The organism is Thermostichus sp. MS-CIW-15 (genome assembly GCF_054060575.1).
The window spans coordinates 102278-122933 of record NZ_JBSSDI010000004.1; the positions used below are offsets into that span (position 1 = coordinate 102278).

Sequence of the window (20656 nt, forward strand, 5' to 3'; positions counted from 1 at the left end):
TGCAACAACCAGGGATCCACCGGCCGACCATCCCAACGCCTGAGGTCGATGCGAATCCCCATCGTCGCCGAGGAGCCGGCAGGGGGCAGCTCCTGGTGAGATCTCGGAGTCGGAGGGGTTTTGGCCGTGTTGCCGCAGCCCGGCTGCTACCTCCGCCGGAGCAAAACGAACAGGTGCGTGATCTCCATGCCGAAACAGAGCAGGTTGCAGCGGGGCATAGACTAGGCAGCATCCGCCGTTGACGAGCCCTCGGACGGGGATGCGGCGGCCACAGGCTCTGCTTCGGCAGCCGGCTTTGTGGACGGGTCGGCTGTGCCGGTCGAGTTGGTTTGGGTTGGGGCTGGAGCTGCTGTTTTGGCGCCCTTGGGAGCGGCTGTGCGGGCGGCCTTTTCCAGCTCCTCGGCTTCCTGGGTTAACTGGGCCTCAAACTCTCTGGCGGCATCCTGCAAGCTGCGCAAGGTTTTGGCTAGGGCACGGCCAATCTCCGGCAGCTTGCGCGGCCCAAACACCAAGAGGGCCACCGCAAAGATAACCAGCATTTCCGGCAGTCCAACGCCTAGAAAGTTCATAAGCCCTGGGATCCCTTCGCTTCCCTAGCCTGACATCTTCTTGCCCTTGGCCGCAAGCACTTTCCCCCCTCCAGGGCTTGGGGCTTTCTTGGCAAAGGGCTGTTGCCGTCTTGGCTGGGCTGGCCGGCCAAGCCAATTGGAATGGTAAAATTGCGCTATATCGCTACTTTAATGATTGGCCTAGGCTTGCCCATGCTCCAAATTCTCCAGAAGCTCCTTGGGGATCCCAACGATCGCAAGATCCGCAAGTACCTGCCTGTTGTCAAGCTGATCAACTCGCTGGAGATTGAGATCGCCTCCCTTTCGGATGCGGAGCTCAGGGCCAAGACCACCGAGTTTCGCCAGCGCTTGGATAGAGGGGAGTCCCTCGACGATCTCCTGCCCGAGGCTTTTGCAGTGGTGCGGGAAGCGGCCAAGCGGGTTCTCAACTTGCGCCACTACGATGTGCAGCTCATTGGCGGCATGGTGCTGCACGAGGGCCAGATTGCCGAGATGAAAACTGGCGAAGGGAAAACCCTGGTCGCCACCTTGCCTGCCTATCTCAATGGCCTGACCGGGAAAGGGGTTCACATCGTTACTGTCAACGGCTACTTGGCCCGGCGGGACTCGGAGTGGATGGGGCAGGTGCACCGCTTCCTGGGCCTGACCGTCGGCCTGGTGCAAGAGGGCATGTCCACCGACGAGAAGCGGCGCAGCTACCACTGCGACATCACCTACTGCACCAACAGCGAGCTGGGCTTCGACTACCTGCGGGACAACATGGCCACCGACATCAAAGAGGTGATGCAGCGGCCCTTTAACTACTGCATCATCGACGAGGTGGACTCCATCCTCATCGACGAGGCCCGCACTCCCCTGATCATCTCCGGCCAGATGGCCCGCCCCTCCGAAAAATACCTCAAGGCGGCTCAGGTGGCGCGGGAGCTGATCCGGGACGAGCACTACGAGGTGGACGAAAAAGCCCGCAACGTCATCCTCACCGACGAAGGGTTTGAGGCGGCGGAGCGGCTGCTGGGGGTCTCCGACCTGTTCGATCCCAAGGATCCCTGGGCGCACTTTGTCTTTAATGCAGTGAAGGCCAAGGAGCTCTTCATCCGGGATGTCCACTACATCGTCCGCAACCAAGAGGTGGTGATCGTGGACGAGTTCACCGGGCGGGTGCTCCCCGGTCGCCGCTGGTCGGACGGGCTGCACCAGGCGGTGGAGGCCAAGGAGGGGGTGCCGATTCAAAACGAGAGCCAAACCCTGGCCACCATCACCTACCAAAACCTCTTCCTGCTCTACCCCAAGCTCTCCGGCATGACAGGCACTGCCCGCACCGAGGAAGCCGAGTTCAGCAAAACCTACAACCTAGAAGTCACGGTGATCCCCACCAACCGGCCCATTCGCCGCAAAGATGCCCCCGATTTGGTGTACAAGACCGAAAACGCCAAGTGGAAAGCGGTCGCCGAGGAGATTGCCCACATGCACGCCCAGGGGCGCCCTGTTTTGGTGGGAACCACCAGCGTGGAGAAATCCGAACGCCTCTCGGCCATGCTCAAGGAAATGGGGATCCCCCACAACCTCCTCAACGCCAAACCGGAGAACGTGGAACGGGAGGCGGAAATCATCGCCCAGGCAGGACGCAAAGGTGCTGTAACCATTGCTACCAACATGGCCGGGCGGGGCACGGATATTATTTTGGGCGGCAATGCGGAGTACATGGCCCGCCTCAAGCTGCGGGAACGGCTGATGCCCAAGCTGGCCCAACTGGACGCCGACAACCCCCTGGGATCCGTTCCCATGGTGGGACGGGGCGGTGGGCAAGGGTTTGGCGGAACCTCGCCCAAGCCGAAAAAATCCTGGACGGTGGTCTCTCCCAACTTTTACCCCTGTGAGCTGTCGGCCCGCACCAGCCAGGCTTTGGACGAGGTGGTGGCAGCCGCAGTGGCCAAGTACGGGTTGAACCGTCTGCCGGAGCTGGTGGTGGAAGATCTCATCGCGGTGGCCTCGGAGAAGGCGCCGGTGCAGGATCCTCTGATCTTGCAACTGCGGGAGGTCTACAACAGCATCAAGGCCGAGTACGAAAAGGTCACAGAGGCCGAACACGAGGAGGTGGTGCGGCTGGGGGGCTTGCATGTCATCGGCACGGAGCGCCACGAGTCCCGCCGCATCGACAACCAGTTGCGGGGCCGCGCCGGACGGCAAGGAGACCCTGGCTCCTCGCGCTTTTTCCTCAGCCTAGAAGACAACCTGCTCAAGATCTTCGGTGGCGAGCGGGTGGCCAAGCTGATGGACATGTTCCGGGTAGACGAAGACATGCCCATCGAGCACCCGCTGCTTTCCAGCAGCCTGGAGAACGCGCAGCGCAAGGTGGAAGTGTATTACTTTGACCTGCGCAAACAGGTGTTCGAGTACGACGAGGTAATGAACAACCAGCGGCGGGCCATCTACTCGGAGCGGCGGCGCATCCTGGAAGGGGAGAACCTCAAACCCAAGATCCTCGACTACATGCGCAAGACCGTTGAAGAGATCGTGCGGGCCCACGTCAACCCGGAGCTGCCGCCGGAAGAGTGGGAAATCGACAAGCTGACCGCCAAGATGCAGGAGTTTGTGCCCCTGCTCAAAGAGAACCTCAAGGCCGACGACTTGCGGGATCTCTCCTATCAGGAAATCCTAGACCACCTGATCAAGCAGGCGGAGCTGGCCTACGAGGCCAAAGAGGCTTTCTTGGATACGTTCGAGCCCGGCTTGATGCGGAAGGCGGAGCGCTTTTTCCTGTTGCAGCAGGTGGACACCCTCTGGCGGGAGCACCTGCAGCAGATGGAGGCCTTGCGGGAAGCGGTGGGCCTACGGGGTTATGGCCAGCGGGATCCCCTCATCGAATACAAGAACGAGGGCTACGAGCTGTTCCTGGAGATGATGGACAACATCCGCCGCAACACGGTCTACAACCTGTTCGTTTTCACGCCCCAGCTCGTGCAAGTGCCACAGGTGGCACAAGCCGTCCCGGCGCAGGCAGTGGCTGCCAGCCCCGAGACCGGTGGGGTGGTGGAGGCCGATTTCGCCGAGGACTAGGTTTACCCTATCTCCTGGGAACGACACCTCAGCGTAAGGAAAAGCCCCGACAAGGCGGAGCAATAGCCAGAAGGGATCCCCACTATTGGGGAAGCCGCTTCTCGAAATCCAGATCCGGCAAGGGCAGATTGGCCGAGCCGCCTCCTTGGCCGGTGAGCATGGCCAGGCGGCGGGAGACCTCGTCGTCGAGGGCCATTTCGTCAAGCTGGGCGGCAAGTTGCTCGCTGCGATCCTCGGAGAGCTCGCTGAGGGCGTGGACCTTGAGCTGGCGAGCCTGGATGGCGTTCTTGGCCGCCTCAAATTGGGACTTGGCCGAGTCAATGCTATAGGCGTTGTTAACGCGGGTCATCTGTTCAAGGGCTTTGTTCACCTCGTAGATGTCTTTGAGGTTGCTTAGCTCGCGCTTGTAGAGGGCCAGACGCTCTTTTTCCCGGGCCAGCTTTTCCTTGGCAGCCTTGACATAGCGCTCAGCAGTTTCCACTCGTTCCTTGAGCGGGCCAAGAGCGGCCTCAATGCGCAGGGCTTCGGCCATAGCTAGGCGAGCGGCTTCTTGATCCCCCCGTTGGGCGGCCAGGCGGGCTTTGTTCTCCAGGGCCTGGTACTCGCGCACCTTTTGCATGTATTTCTGTTCGGCGCGCTGGTAGGCGGCCACCTGGGTGGCGACGGCTTCGGTGAGGCGTTGCACCGTTTCTTGCATGGCCCGCAGCGATTCTTCTGCCACCATCACCGCCCCTGTGCCGCCCTTGTCCACTGGGATCCCCCACAGCCAGTTCCAAGTGCCGACAATAACGCTGCCGGCCCGCTGCCCAAAAATGCCGTAGATGATCTTGCGCGCGCCCATGGCTTGCCTCCTTGTCGATGGCTGACTCCTACTGTATTCAATCTTTTCCGCAACTGGGAAGGTCTGCGGGATCCGGCAGGCCGGCAAAGTCAAACCCCTCTTCTCTCAAGGCCGGGATCAACTGGCGCGTTACCTCGGCTACTTGGGCTCCCCCCTGGACACCATCAAGGAGCACGATGAGGGAGCCGGGCCGCACCTGGGCCAGCACTCGCTCCACCACTACTGCCACCGGCGGTTCCAGCCAATCTTCGGGCACCACGCTCCACATCACCGGGAAGAATCCCCAGCGGCGCAGATCCACCAGCGTTTGCGGCCAAAACAAGCCGTTGGGCGGGCGCACAGCCCGATATTCTTCTGGGATCCCGCCGCAGGCAGCCACCAGGGCGGCTTGGCTGCGCCGCAAGCCGCTATGCAATTCGCTGCGGCTGAGCTGGGTAAAGGAGCGGTGCTGCCAGCCGTGCAGGCCAATCTCGTGGCCCTGTTGGCGAATTTGCCGCACCAGGTGAGGCCAGCGCTGCACCCGTTCCCCCAACACAAAGAAGGTGGCTGGTACCTGAAACTCCTGTAAAACTTGCAACAGGGTCGGCGTGTATTCAGGGTGAGGGCCATCGTCAAAGGTAAGGGCCACCTGTCGCTTCTGAGGATCTGGCGGTAAGTCCCAGAGAGCCTCAGGAAAAAGGGTCTTGAGGCCCTGCTGCAGAAGGGGGTAGAGGGCAGAGGGGAGGATCTGCGGCGGCCAAAAGGGCATAGATTGACCTCAACTTTCCAGAGAGCCCCTTGTTACCCCCAACTGGCTGTACAGCTTTAGCTCCCGCCACAGTTGAGAGCCACTCATCTGGCCCTGGAGGAGCTGTTGATAGCAGCGTAGGGTTTGCTGAACCTGCTCGGCAGACTCCTGCAAGAACTCAATGCGCAGATATCGCAACCCCAGCGCCAGGAGCTGCGACACATATTCTGCCCCAGTTTGGGCTTTGCCATTGTAGAGGGTGTTGCAGCAGCCAGCATCGGCTTTCAAAATGTGCTCCACATTGGCCCTGTCCCTCAGCCTTACTTCGTGCTTTTCGCAGGGGCGACCACAGTTGGTGTAATCCGTGCCGCTGGAGAGAAAGGCGCAGAAGACGCAGTGCTCCATGTGGAACATGGGCATGTGCTGGTGGATGGTAACCTCGTACCAGTGGGCGGGGCCGGCCTCCAGCAGGGATCCCAGTTGCTCGTGGTTGAGGTCATAGGAGGCGGTCAGGCGCTCCAGGCGGTAGCGGGTTTTCAAGTAATGGGCGGCGAGGGGATTGGCCACGTTCAAGGAAAAATCGCCAATGCAGCGCTGGTTGGCAAAAAAGCGCAGGTGGTCGTAGTTGCGCACCAGGTAGCCATCGGCTCCTGCCGCCAACACTTGTTTTAAAATCCAGGTCTCTCCCGGCTTGGTGATGCGGGGTGGGGCCGCCCACAGCTCCACCTCAGGGTGAGCAGCTTTGGTAGCGCGGATAACTTCTCGGTAGCGACGGGGATCCTCAAACTCCAGGTAGATCTGCCGGATGCCACAGGCAATTGCCGCCGACAACTGGGCTGGCTCCCGCACCAACACCACTAGCTGGGGCGATCCCAGCTCGGCTTGCTCCTGGGGCGGCAGCAGGTCTTGCCAGCGGGCTTCAGGATTGAGCTGCCAGCGGCGGGGCCGGGCCCGCAGCGCTTGCAACTGCTCCACCGCCTGGCGCCGCATCTGGTTGAGGACGCTGACCGGCAGCATCACCTCTCCCTCCAGGGCGTTGTGCAGGGATCCCAGCCGGAAGGGCGTGCCCCCTAGGCGGCCCAGTTGCTGCCGCAGCTTCTCGTCGGTGAGGGGCTGCTGGCGAGCGGGTTGCAAAGGCAGTGGGGAATCCACCTGCACCACGTGGCCCTCTTCGTCCCGTAGGATCAGGGTCAGTGGCAGTCCAGCCTGGCCGTGCACTTCCAGGTGGATGGGGCGTTGAAAGCGAGGCTGATCCCCGGCATAGCTCTGGCGCAGGCGCTTTTCTAGCTCCGGGTCGCTGGTCTTCCAGAGGCGATCCCCCACCCGCAGGCGTTTGCAGTCAACGGCCCCCCGGGCAAAGCCGAGCCAGGCCAACCCCTGCCTCTCCTGCACGCAGTAAACCCGCCCTCCTTGCTCGGGCAGCTCCGGCTCTCCCTGGTCAAAGACCACCCCATCCCCCGGCTTGAGGGGGGCTTCTAGGCGCACCCCCACCTGATCCCCTTCGATCTTCAGCACCTGCCCCAGGTAAACCCCCCGCTTTTTGCCAAAACGGGCGTGTACCAGCTCCTGGTTGTTGATGCCCCGCAGCCAGCCGGTGGACAAGCCGCGGGAAAAGCTCATCTCCAGCTCATACCATTCCTGGGCTGAGGGCTGCCACGCCTGCCCTGCCCCCAGAGCGTCCAAGGCCCGCCGATAGATGCGCGTTACATTAGCTACATATTCCGGCGATTTCAGGCGGCCTTCAATTTTCAAACAGTGGATCCCCAGCTTGACCAGCTCCGGCAGCACCTCCAGCCCGGCCAGATCCTGGGGGCTGAGCAAATACCGCTTCTCGCCCAAGTCGCGCCGGATCCCGTCCACCACCAGCTCATAGGGCAGGCGACAGGCCTGGGCGCATTCTCCACGGTTGGCCGAGCGTCCTCCCAGGGCTTCGCTGGTCAGACATTGCCCGGAGTAGGCCACGCAGAGGGCCCCATGGACAAACACCTCCAGAGCAATTGGGGATCCCCTCTCTTCCAGATGGGCGCGGATCTTGGCTATTTCCTTGAGGGAACACTCCCGCGCCAGCACCACCACCTCGCAGCCCAGCTCGGCGGCAAACTCAGCTCCCACGCCGCTGGTGACAGTCATCTGCGTCGAGGCGTGGATGGGGAAATCGGGAGAAAGATGCCGAACCAGGCGGGCAATGCCGACATCCTGCACAATGACCGCGTCTACTCCCGCTGCTGTCATCGCGCGGATGTACCGTTCCGCCTCCTCCAGCTCCTCGGGAAAGACCAAGGTATTTAAAGTTACGTAGCCCCGCACCCCGCGCCGGTGCAGCCAGGCCATCAGCTCCGGCAAATCCGCTTCGGTGAAGTTGCGGGCGCGCAGGCGAGCGTTGAACCGTTCCAGCCCGAAATAGATGGCATCGGCTCCGTTTTCCACCGCCGCCTTTGCACACTCCCAATCCCCCGCTGGCGCAAGCAGCAGCGGCAGCTCGGCGGGCAAGGCCGCCGCCAGACGTTCGGTTTTGAGGGAACTTATCGAAGCGCTCATGAGAAGAACCCTGAGAAAAAACAAGGGATCCTCTCCCATTCAAAAGCAAAAAACCTGAGAGCAGGATCCCCCTTGCCTCAGGCCAAGCCCTACTGCCGGCGGGCCCTTGACAACGCAAAAGACCGAGGTCTCAGAAAGCCTCAGACCGTCCGCCAACTACAGCGCTAGCAGCACATTCAGGATCCCGGTGAGAATGGCACTGAACAGGGCCAGCGTAATGTAGCGGCCAACAGCCGGGTCTTCCCCCAGGAGCCGGTCGGAGGCGCTGATGGTAAAAAACAAAGACCACGCGTAAACTACCCGGCTCCGACCGCTAAGCGGTACGGAGCGGGCTTTCAGTAGCCCTGAGCCTGTTCTGCTCTACCAGAGAACAAAACAGGCCCGAACCTCTAGGCTGGTTTACGACAGCCCCCAAAAGCGCAATCACATTCGCACCATTCAAATCCGCATCCCCTTCCCATCCACAGTGCCCACACTTGAACGACTTGCCACTGCGGTAGGATTGCGCAGGATCGGGATGGATGTGTAAACATTTGTGACAGGTCTGCGACGTGTAGGCAGGCGGCACAAGAACCAGAGAAACCCCTGCAACTCTCGCCTTGTATTCCAGAAACTGGCGTAGCTGGTAGAACGCCCAACTGTTGGCCCTGCGCCTTTCGGTTTTGCTGCGGGGTTGTTGATTGACTCTTTCCCGGATCCCTGTCAGGTCTTCCAGGGCGATAGCGCTGTTGGTAGCCTTTGCCCTAGAGACAATAGCTTTAGAGATGCGATGATTGACCCACGCCTGAAAGCGCCTCTCCTTGCCAGACAGCCGTTGCAACAGTTCTCTGCATCTGCGCCGCGAACTGCGGGTGCCCTTACTGGCTTTGCGTTGGAGTACCGCCCTCAACCGGGAGTAGTGGTCTCGGACTTTGTTCAACTGCTGTCCATTCCAGTTGTCCCCCTCTGACGTATGGGCAATATCTGTCCTCCCCAAGTCCACCCCGATCACCTTGTCGGTATCTTGTTGCTTGGGTGGCTTTTTCTCTACGCAAATCTGGATGTAGTAGGAGCCATCCTTCCGCTGGACTAGGGTGGCAGCTTTTGGGTTAGAACCAGCCAGCATTCCCCTCTGGTAGTTACCAATGGCTAGCTCAAAGCGTTCTCTCCCTTCAACCGTGGTCAGCGACACCGTCCAGTCTTTCTCGCGGAATGAAAAGATACGTGCGTCGTAGGTAACGAACCTACGCTTGAACTCTTTAACCGGACGGTTGCGCTGTCTCGCCACTTTGCGAGCGCCTGCCACCCGTCTGCACACCTGTTGAGCCAAGTTACTGGACAAGCCGAACCGGGCCCGGATTTCGCGGTAGCACAGAGACTGGAGCTTAACGGCGTTGGCGACTTTCTCGGGTGTGTTTTGGTTGACCCAGTTCAAGGCTTGGCCAAAAGCCTCCATCGTCGCGTCCAATTTGGCGGCTTGCGACGGGGACACCTTGAGCTTGCAGGATATGGTCAGGACTTGGCTCATAAGTTCATTGTACTTCATCAAAGCGCATTCCTCCCGACACTGACCCTACGGGTACAGTGCGGGGCTCCTGCGATTTCTAGCTGAGTGGCGTTGATGGTCTCAAACTGGTTGAATTCAGGGGTGAAGATCTTAGCCATCGTGAAATGCTCCCTACGCCTGGGTGTTTGTACCACCTTAACAAAAGTTAACGCTAGCTGCCACGTTCGCACAGCTACATCAGGGGGGCAGAGTCAGCGCAATATCACTTTGGGAGAAAGCAACAACGTCAGGGATCCCTGGCAATAGTCGATACGGCCTTCTGCAAAGCGCACCTGGGCCAAGCCTGCCTTTTTGAGGGTAATGGCCTGGGGATTGGCCGGCTGCAGGCCAATAGCCGCCTGTATCCACAGGCTCAGATCCGGCTGGTGGCCGACCAAGGCCAGAGACGTGAAGGGATCCCGCTCCGCCTGCCAGCGCACCAGGTCGGCGAAGCTGCCGTCCGGGGCCAGCGGCTCAAACACTTCTAGAGCTTCGGCCAAGTTCTCGTCGAAAAAAATCTCCGCCGTCTGCCGCGCCCTCACAAGGGGACTGGTGAGCAGGAGATCCCACTTCCAGCCCATATCCTTGAGTTGGCGGGCAATTTTGCGGCAGCGCTTGCGTCCCTCATCGGTCAAGGCGCGAAAAGCGTCCTCCACTCCCGCTTGCGCTTCTTCGGCTATGCCGTGGCGAATAAAATCCACAGCCACTTCCTGGACGGAAGCCCGCTTCTCGGCTTCAGCCTGATTGCTTCCCTCTGGCCCGAGCTCAAATGTCATCGGCCCTTGCACGCTTTCTCACTCCTTCAGTCCAGAATACCCCGCTCGGCTTGGAAAAAGCTCGCCTGTTCAGCCTGACCCTCCGGCAGAAAATTGCAGGCGCCTGCTGCGGCCTAAAACAAAAGCCCAGAAAGTTGTGATAGAATTGCTTGAAGTGACAGGTATGTACTGTTTCAGGAGTTCTCCAAGCATGTCTGCAGCAATAGACGTCGCTGATGCTACCTTTGAGGCAGAGGTGCTGCGTAGCGATATTCCGGTCTTAGTGGATTTCTGGGCGCCCTGGTGTGGCCCATGCCGGATGGTGGCTCCTGTGGTTCAGGAGATAGCCGAGCAGTATGCCGGCAAGGTTAAGGTTGTGAAAATTAATACAGACGAGAATCCCCAAACTGCCAGCCAGTATGGCATTCGCAGCATTCCCACTTTGATGCTCTTCAAGGGAGGCCAGAAGGTCGATGTGGTAGTCGGCGCTGTGCCCAAGGCAACTCTAACGACAATTCTGGAGAAGCACTTCGACACGCCTGCCGAGAGCTAAGGTCCTAGCAGGAGGAGCGGCCCTCAACGCTTCAGAGCGCTATGTTTGGATCCGGGGGTAAAGCCTAAGTAGCATTTAGCGTCGATAGCCTATTGCAGTAAAGTAATGACAGAGAACTCTGGATTCTGGCTTGGCTGATTCCCTTTCTTCTCTTCTCCAGGAAATTTTCTCCAACGCCGAGACTCGTCTGAAGCAGTTGGAGCATCACCCCAACCGGACGGCTTGGCTGCGCGTTTTGCAGTCGCTGCAGCGGATGGGATCTCTGAATCTCAGCCGCCTGGACGCTAAGATCCTAGCGGCCACGCTTGAGGATCTGGAGCAGGGCTTTGCGGCCTTCCAGAACTATGTCCATCAGCGCAAGGTAACAGTTTTTGGGTCGGCACGGGTAGGGCCGGACAGCCCGGAATACCGCCAGGCACAGTTGTTCGCCCACTGCATCAGCCAGCGAGGGTTCATGGTGCTGACGGGGGGCGGCGGTGGGATTATGGAAGCCGGCAATCGGGGCGCAGGGCTGGAAAACTCATTTGGGCTGAATATCCAGCTTCCCTTCGAGCAGATGGCCAATCCTGTGATTGCCGCCAGCGATCGGGTAATTAACTTTAAGTATTTCTTTTCACGCAAGCTCTTTTTTGTCAAAGAAACCGATGCGCTGGTGCTTTTCCCCGGTGGCTTTGGTACGCAGGATGAGGCTTTTGAATGTCTGACCTTGATGCAAACCGGCAAAACCAAGCTCATGCCCTTGGTGCTGGTGGACAAGAAGGGCGGTTGCTACTGGAAAGAATGGGATGAATATGTGCGGGAGCATCTACTCAGCCGCGGCCTGATCAGCCCGGAAGATCTCTTCTTATACACCTTAACCGACGATGTAGGGGACGCCTGCCAGCAGATCCTAGATTTTTATCGCATCTTTCACAGCAATCGCTATGTGCGGGAACTGCTGGTTTTGCGCTTGAATGCCAAGCTCTCGCCCCAGGCTCTGGATATCTTAAACGAAGAGTTTGCCGACATTCTCGACTCGGGCCGGATCGAGCAAACCGAGGCTTTGCCGGAAGAAGCAGAGGAAGAGATTGCCCATCTGCCGCGGCTGGTGATGCACTTTAACCAGCGTAACTTTGGACGGCTGTGGCAAATGGTGCGCCGGATCAACACGCTTCATCCAGCACAGCCGGATCGTCTGCAAATGCGCCCCGACCAAAAGTAGGGGATTGTCGGAAGGGATCCCAATGGGCCGGTTGTTTGTCAAAATCTGCGGCATCACCCGCCAGGATCAAGCGGAGGCTATCGCCGCGCTGGGGGTGAGCGCTCTTGGGTTTATCGCAGTGCCCAACACGCCGCGCTATTTGCCTCTCTCCCAGGCCCGCTGGCTTGCCTCCCTACCCCGCCATGTGGAAAAGGTGGGGGTCTTTGTGGATCCGGATCCCCGTACCATTGCCACCTGGGTGGAAGTGGGCGGCCTCACGGCTGTTCAGCTCCACGGCCGGGAATCGCCAGAAGAGTGCCGGCAACTGGGAGAATGGCTCCCTGGCATTCGCCGCATTAAGGCCCTGCGCATTCGCCACCTGGCAGATCTGGAGGCAGCCCACCTCTACGGCGACTGTGTGGAGGCTCTGCTTCTGGACGCCTATCACCCCCAGCGTGCGGGTGGCACTGGGCAAACCCTCAACTGGCCAGAGTTGGCCCACCGCTCTCTGCCCTTGCCCTGGCTCCTGGCCGGTGGCCTCACCCCAGACAATGTTCTGCAGGCCCTCAGCCACCTCCAGCCCAGCGGCATTGATCTCTCCAGCGGTGTGGAACGCCAGCCGGGCGACAAAGATCTGCACAAAGTCTGGCGTCTGCTGCAGCAGTTGGAATCCCAAGGGTGGCAAATCGCTTCTGCCCTACCTCAACCCAATCAAGGCCTTTAGCCCCTCCGTCCGAGCCGGATCCCTATTGCAAGGATTGGAAGGATTGAATGTCTAGCCCCGGCCCAAACATCAGCTCTTTCACCTCTCCAAACCTTCCCATCACTCCCAGATCGCGGTCGTTGAAGGTCACCAACACCCCGCCGGCATTGCCGGCGCGCAGCACAATCGATCGCTCGGCTTCCCAGTTCAGCTCCGCCCCCGGCTGCAGGGTGGCCTCAAAAACGGTTTGTCCATCGGCAATCACTCGTAGCCAGGAGGGACGCTCTACCACGCGAATATCAAGGCGCACCGGCTTGCGCGGCGGGGCCTCCAACACGTCGGGGAAAACCCCCTGGATGCGCGTCCACTGATCCAGTGTGGGAAACATCTGGCGAAGGGTCGGTTCTGGGCTGCGCCCAGGGGAGTCAGCTGCTCGCGGCTGCGACTGGGATCCCTCGCCGCTTTGTAGGCTGGCCAGCCAATGCCCAAAGGGGTTGCCCGTGCCGTCCAAAAGAGCCGACAGCCCTCCCACCGCCAGCACGACCAGCACCACATAGGCGGCCCAAAGGTGAAAGGGGCGCAGGGCAAAGGCCGGCTGTTCGCCAACAGCAGTAAGAGGAGGGAGCGCATGGGGCGTTTTGGCAGATAGGAGTGGCAAAGCTTGCCGAGATAAAGCCTCGCCATCCAGCCCCAGATAGTTGGCATAGCGCTTAATGAAGCCTTGCACGTAAACCGGCTCCGGCAGCCGACTCAAGTCTGCTTCCTCCAGGGCCTGCAGATATTGGGAGCGGATGAATGTATCGTTGGCTACATCTGTCAACGTCAGCCCCCGTGCCTCTCGTGTTTGCCGAAACAGGGATCCCAGGGCTTCCAATCGCGTTAGCGGGACCGAGTCCTTAGAGCGTTCCGACTCTTGCATCGTTCGGCTACCTGCGGAAGAGAGGAGGCTAGTGTGAGATTGTGCGCACAGTTCCCACAGCTAATTATGAAGAGGGACGGAAAGAGTGCAAAGAGGCGCTTCTGAACAGAGCCAAGCTGTCGGTACCGGCAAGAGGGGCTAGCAGAGCCTGAACCTCTTGGGGCTCCAATAGGCGGAACTGACCTGCCTTTAGGTTTCCGAGGTGCAGCGGGCCGATTGCTTCCCGATGCAGCCTGAGCACCGGATGCCCCAGCTGCTCCGCTACGCGCCGAATTTGCCGGTTGCGCCCCTCAAACAAAACCACCCTCAGCCACGAGGAATTGGCATCCTGCCTATACCCAAAGTTGGGAGCAGGGCAGAACTCCACCTCTGCCGGCAGAGTGGTGTACCCCTCTAAGTTTACTCCGTCTCGCCACTGTTGCAGGGTAGCCCGGCTCGGACGCCCCTGTACCTGCACCCGATAGATTTTGGGCAGATGATAGCGCGGATGGGTCAGCTTCAGCGTCAGGTCGCCATCGTTGGTGAGCAGCAGCGCCCCACTGCTGTCTGCATCCAGTCGGCCCACGGGATAAAGGCGGATCTGCCGGTTCCAGGGCGGGGGAAGCAGATCCAGCACCGTCTTGCGCCCCCACGGATCCTTGCAGGTTGACAAAACCCCCAGGGGCTTGTGCAGGAGCAAAACGTAGCGGGCTGGATCCCCGAAAGGGATCACCCGTCCATCCACCTCGACGCGATCCCGTTCGGGATCGGCTTTAAAGCCCAGCTCGGTGACCACCTTCCCGTTCACCCGAATGCGCCCGGCCAGGATCCAGGCTTCCACCTGGCGACGGGAGGCCAGCCCCTGTTGAGCCAAGAGCTTCTGGAGCCGTTGGGGTGTCGCCATAGGCATGGGGTCACAAGAGAAACAGCGATCGGAGAACGGGGCTGCTAGGCAGCAGAGTCTTCGGATTTCGAGAGCAGATCCGGCAGTTCCGCAGGACTGGAGGCCAATAGCAGCATTTCTGACTTCGACCCTGAGCTATCTCCCAGGGAATAGCTGAGGCCACAATCAAATTCTTCTGCCAGCCGGCAGACTTCCTTGAGATCTCCCACCGACCAAATGCTCCAACTGCTCCGAATCTGGTTATCCACCCACACTTGCACGCGGTTGCCTTCGATGTGAATGATGCGCTTGGGGTTGGCTTCTGAGGCCCGGCCTGTAGACTCAACCAAGGCCTCCGGCCCGCTGACGCCAACGGAAGATTTTTGCCTCAAAGCCCCCAGAGCAGCCATTAACTGCGGCAGAGCCAGTAAAAGGTGCTGGGTGGCTTGTTGGGGTTGCCCTTTCAAGCAGGAAACCAAAGCTTCGGCAACACTCTGGTTCAGAGCTTGCAGAGCTTGGAGTGGAGTAGCACCCGCTAAAGCGGGATCCGGTTGCAGTGGGCTTTGAACATCCATGAAAAGGCAGAAAAGGCACAAACCGCAACTTTACAGCCCTTTCGCCGGTTTACGGCAGCGACGGTGCTGCCCATTGGGGCAGAAGGCCCCGGTTGGCGTAAGCATGCCGCCGACATTGAGCCCTGTACAGATGAGATGGCCGGGGAAAAGGCCGTATGGCTTCCTTAAGCCTAACAAATCCAAAAACTTCTCCGTGAGACAACATTGCTTTGAGGTTGTCCGCATCGCTGCGAAGCCAAGGCCTCTCCGGTCCACTTGGTCATTCAGGTAGGTTCTTTTCTCGCTTGTGCAAAGCAGGCGGAGCTTTAGCGCAGATCCCCCAGGTTGGCACGAAAGTGGGCAACTCTTAAAGCGAGCAACTATTGTTGTTCGCTCAATTCGTCTTCTTCACCCCCAGGGGTGTCCGCCATCCTTCCCTCAACCCCAGGGTGGGATCCCTCCTGTTGTTGGGCCTCAGCGGGCTGTCTCAGTTGGTTGAGCAGGGCCAGAACCCGGGATCCCCGCTCCAAAGAGCGATCCTGCAAAAACACCACCGTCGGCACCCGTCGCAGGCCGAGGCGCTGACCGATTTCCCGCCGCACGAAGGGAGTGGCGGAAGCCAGCCCCTCCATGGTCTGCTGCTGGGCCGCTTCATCGCCATAGATGCTGACGAAGATGCGGGCATTTTGCAGGTCATTGGAAACCTCTACGTCCACAATGCTGACCATCCCTGCCCCCACCCGGTCATCTTTGATCTCCGAGAGCAGGATTTGGCTGACCTCCCGTTTGATCAGCTCGGCTACCCGTGCCACCCGTCGCGCTGTCGCCATTTTTCTGTCCTTAGGTTCCTATCTTCTGCAAACTTGCTCTGGCCGGTTGCCGGCGGCTCCTTAGGTGGTGCCAGCTTCTCCTCGCCATGTCCTCAGAACAGTAGCAGATGCTACGCGCCTCTTCTCCTTCCCCCTCTATTCTGGGTCCATGTCCACCCTATCTTGAGTATGAATACGTGACGTACTCCCGCACTCATGCTGACGCATAGAGTGCAGGCTTCCCAGTGACTCCTGCCCAATGGCAGGACATTTCCTGAGCTTGAAGAACGGGACGCCCCACCGCTCTGGATTTGATGACCCTCGCCGAGTTGTGATCCCTGCCAATCCTCAACCCACAGTGCGGACAATCGTGCCACCGCTCATGCAGCTCTTTGGGCACCTCACGACCGCACCCCGAGCACCCTTGACTGCTGCCGCGGGGATCCCCTGCAATCGTCAACAGCCCAGCTCTTTCAGCCTTGGCTGCCAAAATTTGCAGGAACTCACCCCAACCGGCGTCATGGATAGATTTGGCCAACCTTGTCCTTGCCAGACCTTTGATGTTCAATGCCTCATGGGCTATGTGTCTCCCTTTTTGCAAAAGCTGATGAGCAACTTTGTGGTGGAAATCCCGGCGCTGGTTGGCTACTTTCTGATGTGCCTTGCTCAACCTCTTGACCGCTTTCTGGTAGCGGTTTGACCCCTTCTGCTTGCGCGATACAGACCGTTGCAGCCGCTTGAGCCGCTTTTGCGCTTTACGGTAATACTGAGGAACCTCAACCGCCTCACCCTCATCGGTGACCAAGAAAGAGCTTAGCCCCAGGTTATCCCCATCGTGTTTTCCCACGTTGGCGGGTCAGGGCTCCATTCCGGGACAGACGGATCTTGTAAGCTCAAGGTCACATACCACCCATCCACCTTGCGGGTGATGGTGGCCGTTTTGATAACAAACCCCTCAGGCAAAGGGCGGTGTTGGACCAGCTTGACCGGCCCAATCTTGGGCAGATGGATAAACTGCCCTCGAATGCAGTCCTGCTTCATCTGAGGGAAGGTGAAGGAGCGATACCGCCCTACTCCCTTAAACCTGGGCCTGCCTGCCCGCTTGCCGTTACAGTCACCTTTTAGCCATCGGTCAAACGCTCTTTGCACCCGCTGTAGGCAGTCTTGGAGCACCTGGGAATGAATCGCTTGGTATTCGGGGAAGAGAGCCTTTGTGTTTACCAAGTCTCGTTTCTGTGAGTAGAAATCGGGCTTGTCTTTCAACTCAGGCAGATGGCAGACCGTCAACGGGCAAGCATGGCTGTCACAGCGATTCTGCTCCCACCAGCGGAAGCGCTCCGCCAGGCGATAGTTGTACTGCTTACGCAGCAGCTCCAGCCACTCACCCATCAGGGCGACTTGGCTAGCAGTAGGGCGCAAGCGGTACTGGTAAGCGGTTCTCATGATGAATGCATTGTACCTGTTGAACGCTCCCGCCTCTCATCCCGACTCTGACCGGCCCGCCCCCCTATATCCCCCCGTATACGGGGGGACTGGGGGGCTGGGGGACTGGGGGGCTGGGATATAGGGGGGTACAGAGCGGGGCTTCCAGGACTACGTCCCGCTAGCGCGAACGGCGGATTAGCTAAAGCCATCGATGGATGGATGGAGACGTGATGAGCAAGACGCCAGAGGCGCTGCGGCGCTCCGTTGAGCAGTTCCTACTTAATGTACCGGAGCCGCTCGATCCGCTACTTGCCCTCAAGCTGACTCAGTTGGTGGTGAGGCCGGGAGATACAGCTTACGCCATGGGCTCCAGCGATGGCCAGCGAAACCTTGACGAGCGCTGTTGTCCCTGCCCTGGACGTCTGTTGGGGGAATAGACATCATTTGCCCACCTCTGCCGGCAGCCTGGGGTTGAAGAGAGGAAGAAAAAGCGGCCAAAATGGGATCCGGTTGCTTGGCCTCCTATGACTTCCCCGGTTCTCCTCTGGCATCGCCGCGATCTGCGGCTGGCGGACAACACAGCCCTCCACGCGGCGGCGCAGCGCAGCTCCCAGGTGGTGCCGGTTTTCGTTTTCGACCCGCAGGTCTTGCAGCGGGCGGATATGGCCCCAGCCAGGGTGGCGTTTCTCCTCCAGGCGTTACAGGAGCTGCAGGAACGCTACGCCCAGATGGGGATCCCGCTCCTCTGGCGGCGGGGGGATCCGTTGGCGGAGCTGCGGCAGTTGGCCACCGAGCTGGGGGCGCAGGCCGTGTTCTGGAACGAAGATCTGGATCCCTTGGCCCGGCAGCAGGAGAGTCGGGTGCGGGCCAGCTTGACGGCAGCCGGGATCCCCTCTTTTTCTTACCAAGATATGCTGCTGCACGGGCCGGGAGAGGTGTTGACCCAGGCGGGGGATCCCTACTTCGTTTTTACCCCCTTCTGGCGCCGCTGGTCCAGCCTGCCTAAGCCGGATCCCTTCCCCATTCCCAAGGATCTCCAGCCAGTGTCAAGCCTGCAATCCCAACCGCTGCCCAGCTTGGCGGATCTGGGGTTTGTCTGTGAGCAGCGGATCCCGGCAGCGGGGGAGAGCGTGGCTCAGGGTCTTCTGGAGGATTTTTGTCAGGGCCTGCGCATTTTCGACTACGAGCGGGCCCGCAATTTCCCGGCTGAACAGGGCACCTCCCTCCTCAGTCCCCACCTCTGCTGGGGAACCATCGGCATTCGCCAGGTGTGGCAGGCCACGCGGGAGGTGGAAGCGGAGGCCCGCAGCGAAGAGGCCGAGAGCAGCCTGCGCACGTGGCGGCAGGAGCTGTGCTGGCGCGAGTTTTACAAGCATGTCTTGGCCCACTGGCCCCATGTGGAAAGCGGAGCCTACCGACGAGCCTTTGATGCGCTGGAATGGGACAACCGCCAGGACTGGTTTCAGGCCTGGTGTGCCGGCCAGACGGGCTACCCGATTGTGGATGCGGCCATGCGCCAGCTCAACGAGACCGGCTGGATGCACAACCGCTGCCGCATGATCGTGGCCAGCTTCCTAACCAAAGATCTGCTTATCGACTGGCGCTGGGGAGAGCGCTACTTTATGCAGAAGCTGGTGGACGGGGATCTGGCGGCCAACAACGGCGGCTGGCAGTGGAGCGCGGGTGTGGGCACAGATCCCAGGCCCCTGCGCATCTTCAACCCAGCCACCCAGGCGGCCCGCTACGACCCGGAGGGGGAGTATATCCGCCGCTACCTGCCGGAGCTAGCGGGGCTGGATACCCCAGCTTTGCTGTGGGTGGGGAATGACCCCAAGGGATCCTGGGCTCTGCAGGAGCGGCGGCGCTGCGGCTACCCGGATCCCATCGTGGATCACAAGGTGCAGCAGCAGGAGTTCAAGCGGCGCTACCAGGCAGTGCAGCACGGCCACTCTAAGCCCGCTCAAGGCAGTCTTTCTCCTCCTTTCTGACAAGACGTGGCAAGGACGCCTCGTCACTCCCAGAAGCGCTCCGCGCCGCCAGCAGGTTTGCGACGGCGTTGCGTAGCAATAAAAAAGGGGATCCGAGGGATCCCCGCCAATCCCCACTTGCTTGAGACTACCGCCTTAGCTCGCTGGGGATGCGCTCCCCGAAGAGCACGAAGTAGAGAATCCGATAAATGTCCGTGTTCAGGATCCCGGTGGTCGGCACCAACTCTCGAGCGTTCAAGCCCGCAGCGCGAGCAATGACTCCACTGCCGACGTCATCTCCGCTAGCCCAAGCCACGGCAAAGGGAAAGCGCTTGCCATTTTTGTCGGGAGCGGAAATGAACGGCTTGCTACCGGTGCCGTCAACCCCGTCAATGGGGGCACCACTGCCTTCGGGGTCAGTAGGGGGCAACGGCTCATCAGCGGACTCGACATCCACCAACTGCATGCCACCGGCATTGCTGTCGCTGGTGGTGATCATGAAGGTCTTGGGATTCTTCTCGATAAAGTTGAGAATCACCCCGATGGCATCGTCGGCCCGCTTCATGGCCTCCAGGCAGCCGGAAGCATTGAGGTTGTTGCACATGTTATCAGTGCCCTCTTCTTCGATGACAGCCAAGAAGCCCTTGGGATTGCGGGAGATCCGCTCCAGGGCAAACTGTGTCATCTCGGCAATGGTGGGGGCGCTGGCGATGTAGTTGGGCAAGTTTTCTTTCCGCAACTCTTCTTCAGGCTTGTCGTAGAAGGTGTCCTCGACGTTGAACACCCCCAAAACCTTGGAGACATTCGCCGGCAGCTTCAGCAGCTCGTCGCGGGTATAGACGACGGCATACCCTTTTTTCTTGGCTTCCTCAATGAGGTTGCGGCCATCCTTGCGCTTCCCTTTGCCAAAGCGGCCCTGGACACCTTCCGGCAGCAGCCATTCCTCGCCACCCCCCAGGATGATGTCTACCCCTGACTCCACCACCTGCAGGGCAATCTCCTCATAGTCGCTGCGCTTGGCAACTTCGGCAACGAAGGCAGCCGTCCCCGGCTCAATGATGGATCCCGTTTGCACCAGAGCCGTACCCAAGCCTGCCGCCACAGCCTCTTCCATGATCGTGTTCAGGGTGCCGTTGGCCGAGGGATACTCCTTGCCGTCCGGATCCAACCCAAAGCTCTTGGCGTGGACACGGGTTCCCGTGGCATGGGTCACCGCTCCGGCGTTGGAAGTTCCCCCAAGCTGGTCGAGATGGTGCCCGCGATAGGGGGCAATCACGGGAAGACGATCCCAGTTCAGAAAGCCATCGGGGCCGTAGTAGAGAATGCGTGTGATGTCCCAGTGGGAAGCTGAGGTTCCATCCGGGTGGAAGAAGATGGCCCCGTTTCCGGTCGGCTTAGGCGCCGCTTGAGCCAGGCTAGAGGAAAAAACTGACGAGGACAGCAGACACAAAGTTGCAGCCAACGCTGCCCTCAGAGAATAGCTACGCATAGCTAACCCGCTCTTGCTTGCTCAAAGCTGAACGTCAAGGAAAGTAACACAGCCTTGAACAGTTAGCAAGAGCGCGCGCAAATGCCCCTGCAGAACTTACCTGCAGCGACAATCCGCCTCTCAGGTCTACTACTTGGCCGGGGCAGGTTGCGAGGTCTATACCTAGAGTTAACTATCTCTTAA

General features: G+C 59.8%; 19 protein-coding genes and 1 pseudogene. 7 read left to right on the plus strand and 13 right to left on the minus strand.

From position 1 onward, the window contains the following. Positions 1-221 precede the first annotated feature (221 nt). Complete coding sequence (locus ACVW0R_RS02590) at positions 222-569, minus strand: TatA/E family twin arginine-targeting protein translocase (RefSeq protein ID WP_099884193.1); 348 nt, start codon at positions 567-569, stop codon at positions 222-224. A 192-nt stretch (positions 570-761) separates the two neighbouring features. On the opposite strand from ACVW0R_RS02590, the gene secA reads away from it, so the two are divergent. After that, positions 762-3626, plus strand: coding sequence for a preprotein translocase subunit SecA (gene secA / locus ACVW0R_RS02595; RefSeq protein ID WP_457501591.1), 2865 nt, complete (start codon positions 762-764; stop codon positions 3624-3626). An 82-nt stretch (positions 3627-3708) separates the two neighbouring features. Here the strand turns inward: secA and ACVW0R_RS02600 are convergent, their stop codons facing one another. The 6 genes from ACVW0R_RS02600 to sixA all read right to left on the minus strand — a co-directional run bounded on the left by ACVW0R_RS02600 (position 3709) and on the right by sixA (position 10033). Beyond that, positions 3709-4467 carry a PspA/IM30 family protein gene (locus ACVW0R_RS02600; protein WP_457501592.1) on the minus strand — a complete coding sequence of 253 codons (759 nt, stop codon included), beginning with the start codon at positions 4465-4467 and terminating at the stop codon, positions 3709-3711. Positions 4468-4504: 37 nt separating this feature from the next. Further along, positions 4505-5215: a polysaccharide deacetylase family protein gene (locus ACVW0R_RS02605; protein WP_457501593.1), complete on the minus strand. Its 711-nt coding sequence runs from the start codon at positions 5213-5215 to the stop codon at positions 4505-4507. 9 nt (positions 5216-5224) lie between these two features. Continuing rightward, entirely contained in the window at positions 5225-7732 is a 2508-nt protein-coding gene (locus ACVW0R_RS02610; protein ID WP_457501594.1) for a DUF3656 domain-containing U32 family peptidase, read from the minus strand. Positions 7733-7888: 156 nt separating this feature from the next. Then, on the minus strand, positions 7889-8014 hold the full coding sequence (locus tag ACVW0R_RS02615; RefSeq protein WP_011429657.1) for a hypothetical protein: 126 nt from the start codon (positions 8012-8014) through the stop codon (positions 7889-7891). Between the two features lie 31 nt (positions 8015-8045). Next, positions 8046-9239, minus strand: a complete 1194-nt coding sequence (locus ACVW0R_RS02620) for an RNA-guided endonuclease InsQ/TnpB family protein (protein WP_457501595.1) — start codon at positions 9237-9239, stop codon at positions 8046-8048. 230 nt (positions 9240-9469) lie between these two features. Next, a complete protein-coding gene (gene sixA, locus ACVW0R_RS02625) occupies positions 9470-10033 on the minus strand; it encodes a phosphohistidine phosphatase SixA (RefSeq protein ID WP_083759151.1) in 564 nt (187 codons plus the stop codon). Positions 10034-10223: 190 nt separating this feature from the next. Between sixA and trxA the strand changes: the two genes are divergently transcribed. The 3 genes from trxA to ACVW0R_RS02640 all read left to right on the plus strand — a co-directional run bounded on the left by trxA (position 10224) and on the right by ACVW0R_RS02640 (position 12469). Next, the gene (gene trxA, locus ACVW0R_RS02630; protein ID WP_011429660.1) at positions 10224-10565 is read left to right on the plus strand and encodes a thioredoxin; all 342 of its coding nucleotides are present in this window, start codon (positions 10224-10226) and stop codon (positions 10563-10565) included. 130 nt (positions 10566-10695) lie between these two features. After that, positions 10696-11766 carry an LOG family protein gene (locus ACVW0R_RS02635; RefSeq protein WP_011429661.1) on the plus strand — a complete coding sequence of 357 codons (1071 nt, stop codon included), beginning with the start codon at positions 10696-10698 and terminating at the stop codon, positions 11764-11766. Positions 11767-11788: 22 nt separating this feature from the next. Further along, positions 11789-12469, plus strand: coding sequence for a phosphoribosylanthranilate isomerase (locus ACVW0R_RS02640; RefSeq protein ID WP_011429662.1), 681 nt, complete (start codon positions 11789-11791; stop codon positions 12467-12469). 22 nt (positions 12470-12491) lie between these two features. Here the strand turns inward: ACVW0R_RS02640 and ACVW0R_RS02645 are convergent, their stop codons facing one another. The 3 genes from ACVW0R_RS02645 to ACVW0R_RS02655 form a co-directional block, all read right to left on the minus strand. Next, the gene (locus ACVW0R_RS02645) at positions 12492-13367 is read right to left on the minus strand and encodes a helix-turn-helix domain-containing protein (protein WP_457501596.1); all 876 of its coding nucleotides are present in this window, start codon (positions 13365-13367) and stop codon (positions 12492-12494) included. 64 nt (positions 13368-13431) lie between these two features. Next, complete coding sequence (locus ACVW0R_RS02650; RefSeq protein WP_011429664.1) at positions 13432-14250, minus strand: pseudouridine synthase; 819 nt, start codon at positions 14248-14250, stop codon at positions 13432-13434. 44 nt (positions 14251-14294) lie between these two features. Beyond that, the gene (locus ACVW0R_RS02655; RefSeq protein WP_228375431.1) at positions 14295-14696 is read right to left on the minus strand and encodes a hypothetical protein; all 402 of its coding nucleotides are present in this window, start codon (positions 14694-14696) and stop codon (positions 14295-14297) included. A gap of 96 nt (positions 14697-14792) precedes the next feature. Between ACVW0R_RS02655 and ACVW0R_RS02660 the strand changes: the two genes are divergently transcribed. Beyond that, positions 14793-14972 (plus strand): hypothetical protein, encoded by a 180-nt coding sequence (locus ACVW0R_RS02660; RefSeq protein ID WP_011429666.1) that lies wholly within the window; start codon positions 14793-14795, stop codon positions 14970-14972. A gap of 191 nt (positions 14973-15163) precedes the next feature. Here ACVW0R_RS02660 and rbfA read toward each other — a convergent pair whose 3' ends face one another. After that, entirely contained in the window at positions 15164-15613 is a 450-nt protein-coding gene (gene rbfA / locus ACVW0R_RS02665) for a 30S ribosome-binding factor RbfA (protein ID WP_011429667.1), read from the minus strand. A 193-nt stretch (positions 15614-15806) separates the two neighbouring features. Next, a pseudogene (locus ACVW0R_RS02670) lies at positions 15807-17035 on the minus strand (RNA-guided endonuclease InsQ/TnpB family protein). Positions 17036-17247: 212 nt separating this feature from the next. Between ACVW0R_RS02670 and ACVW0R_RS02675 the strand changes: the two are divergent. Both ACVW0R_RS02675 and ACVW0R_RS02680 read left to right on the plus strand, forming a co-directional pair. Further along, positions 17248-17454 carry a hypothetical protein gene (locus tag ACVW0R_RS02675; protein WP_240530343.1) on the plus strand — a complete coding sequence of 69 codons (207 nt, stop codon included), beginning with the start codon at positions 17248-17250 and terminating at the stop codon, positions 17452-17454. An 87-nt stretch (positions 17455-17541) separates the two neighbouring features. Continuing rightward, on the plus strand, positions 17542-19005 hold the full coding sequence (locus ACVW0R_RS02680) for a cryptochrome/photolyase family protein (RefSeq protein ID WP_457501597.1): 1464 nt from the start codon (positions 17542-17544) through the stop codon (positions 19003-19005). 127 nt (positions 19006-19132) lie between these two features. Here ACVW0R_RS02680 and ACVW0R_RS02685 read toward each other — a convergent pair whose 3' ends face one another. Beyond that, positions 19133-20473: an alkaline phosphatase gene (locus ACVW0R_RS02685; RefSeq protein WP_457501598.1), complete on the minus strand. Its 1341-nt coding sequence runs from the start codon at positions 20471-20473 to the stop codon at positions 19133-19135. Between the last annotated feature and the right edge of the window lie 183 nt (positions 20474-20656).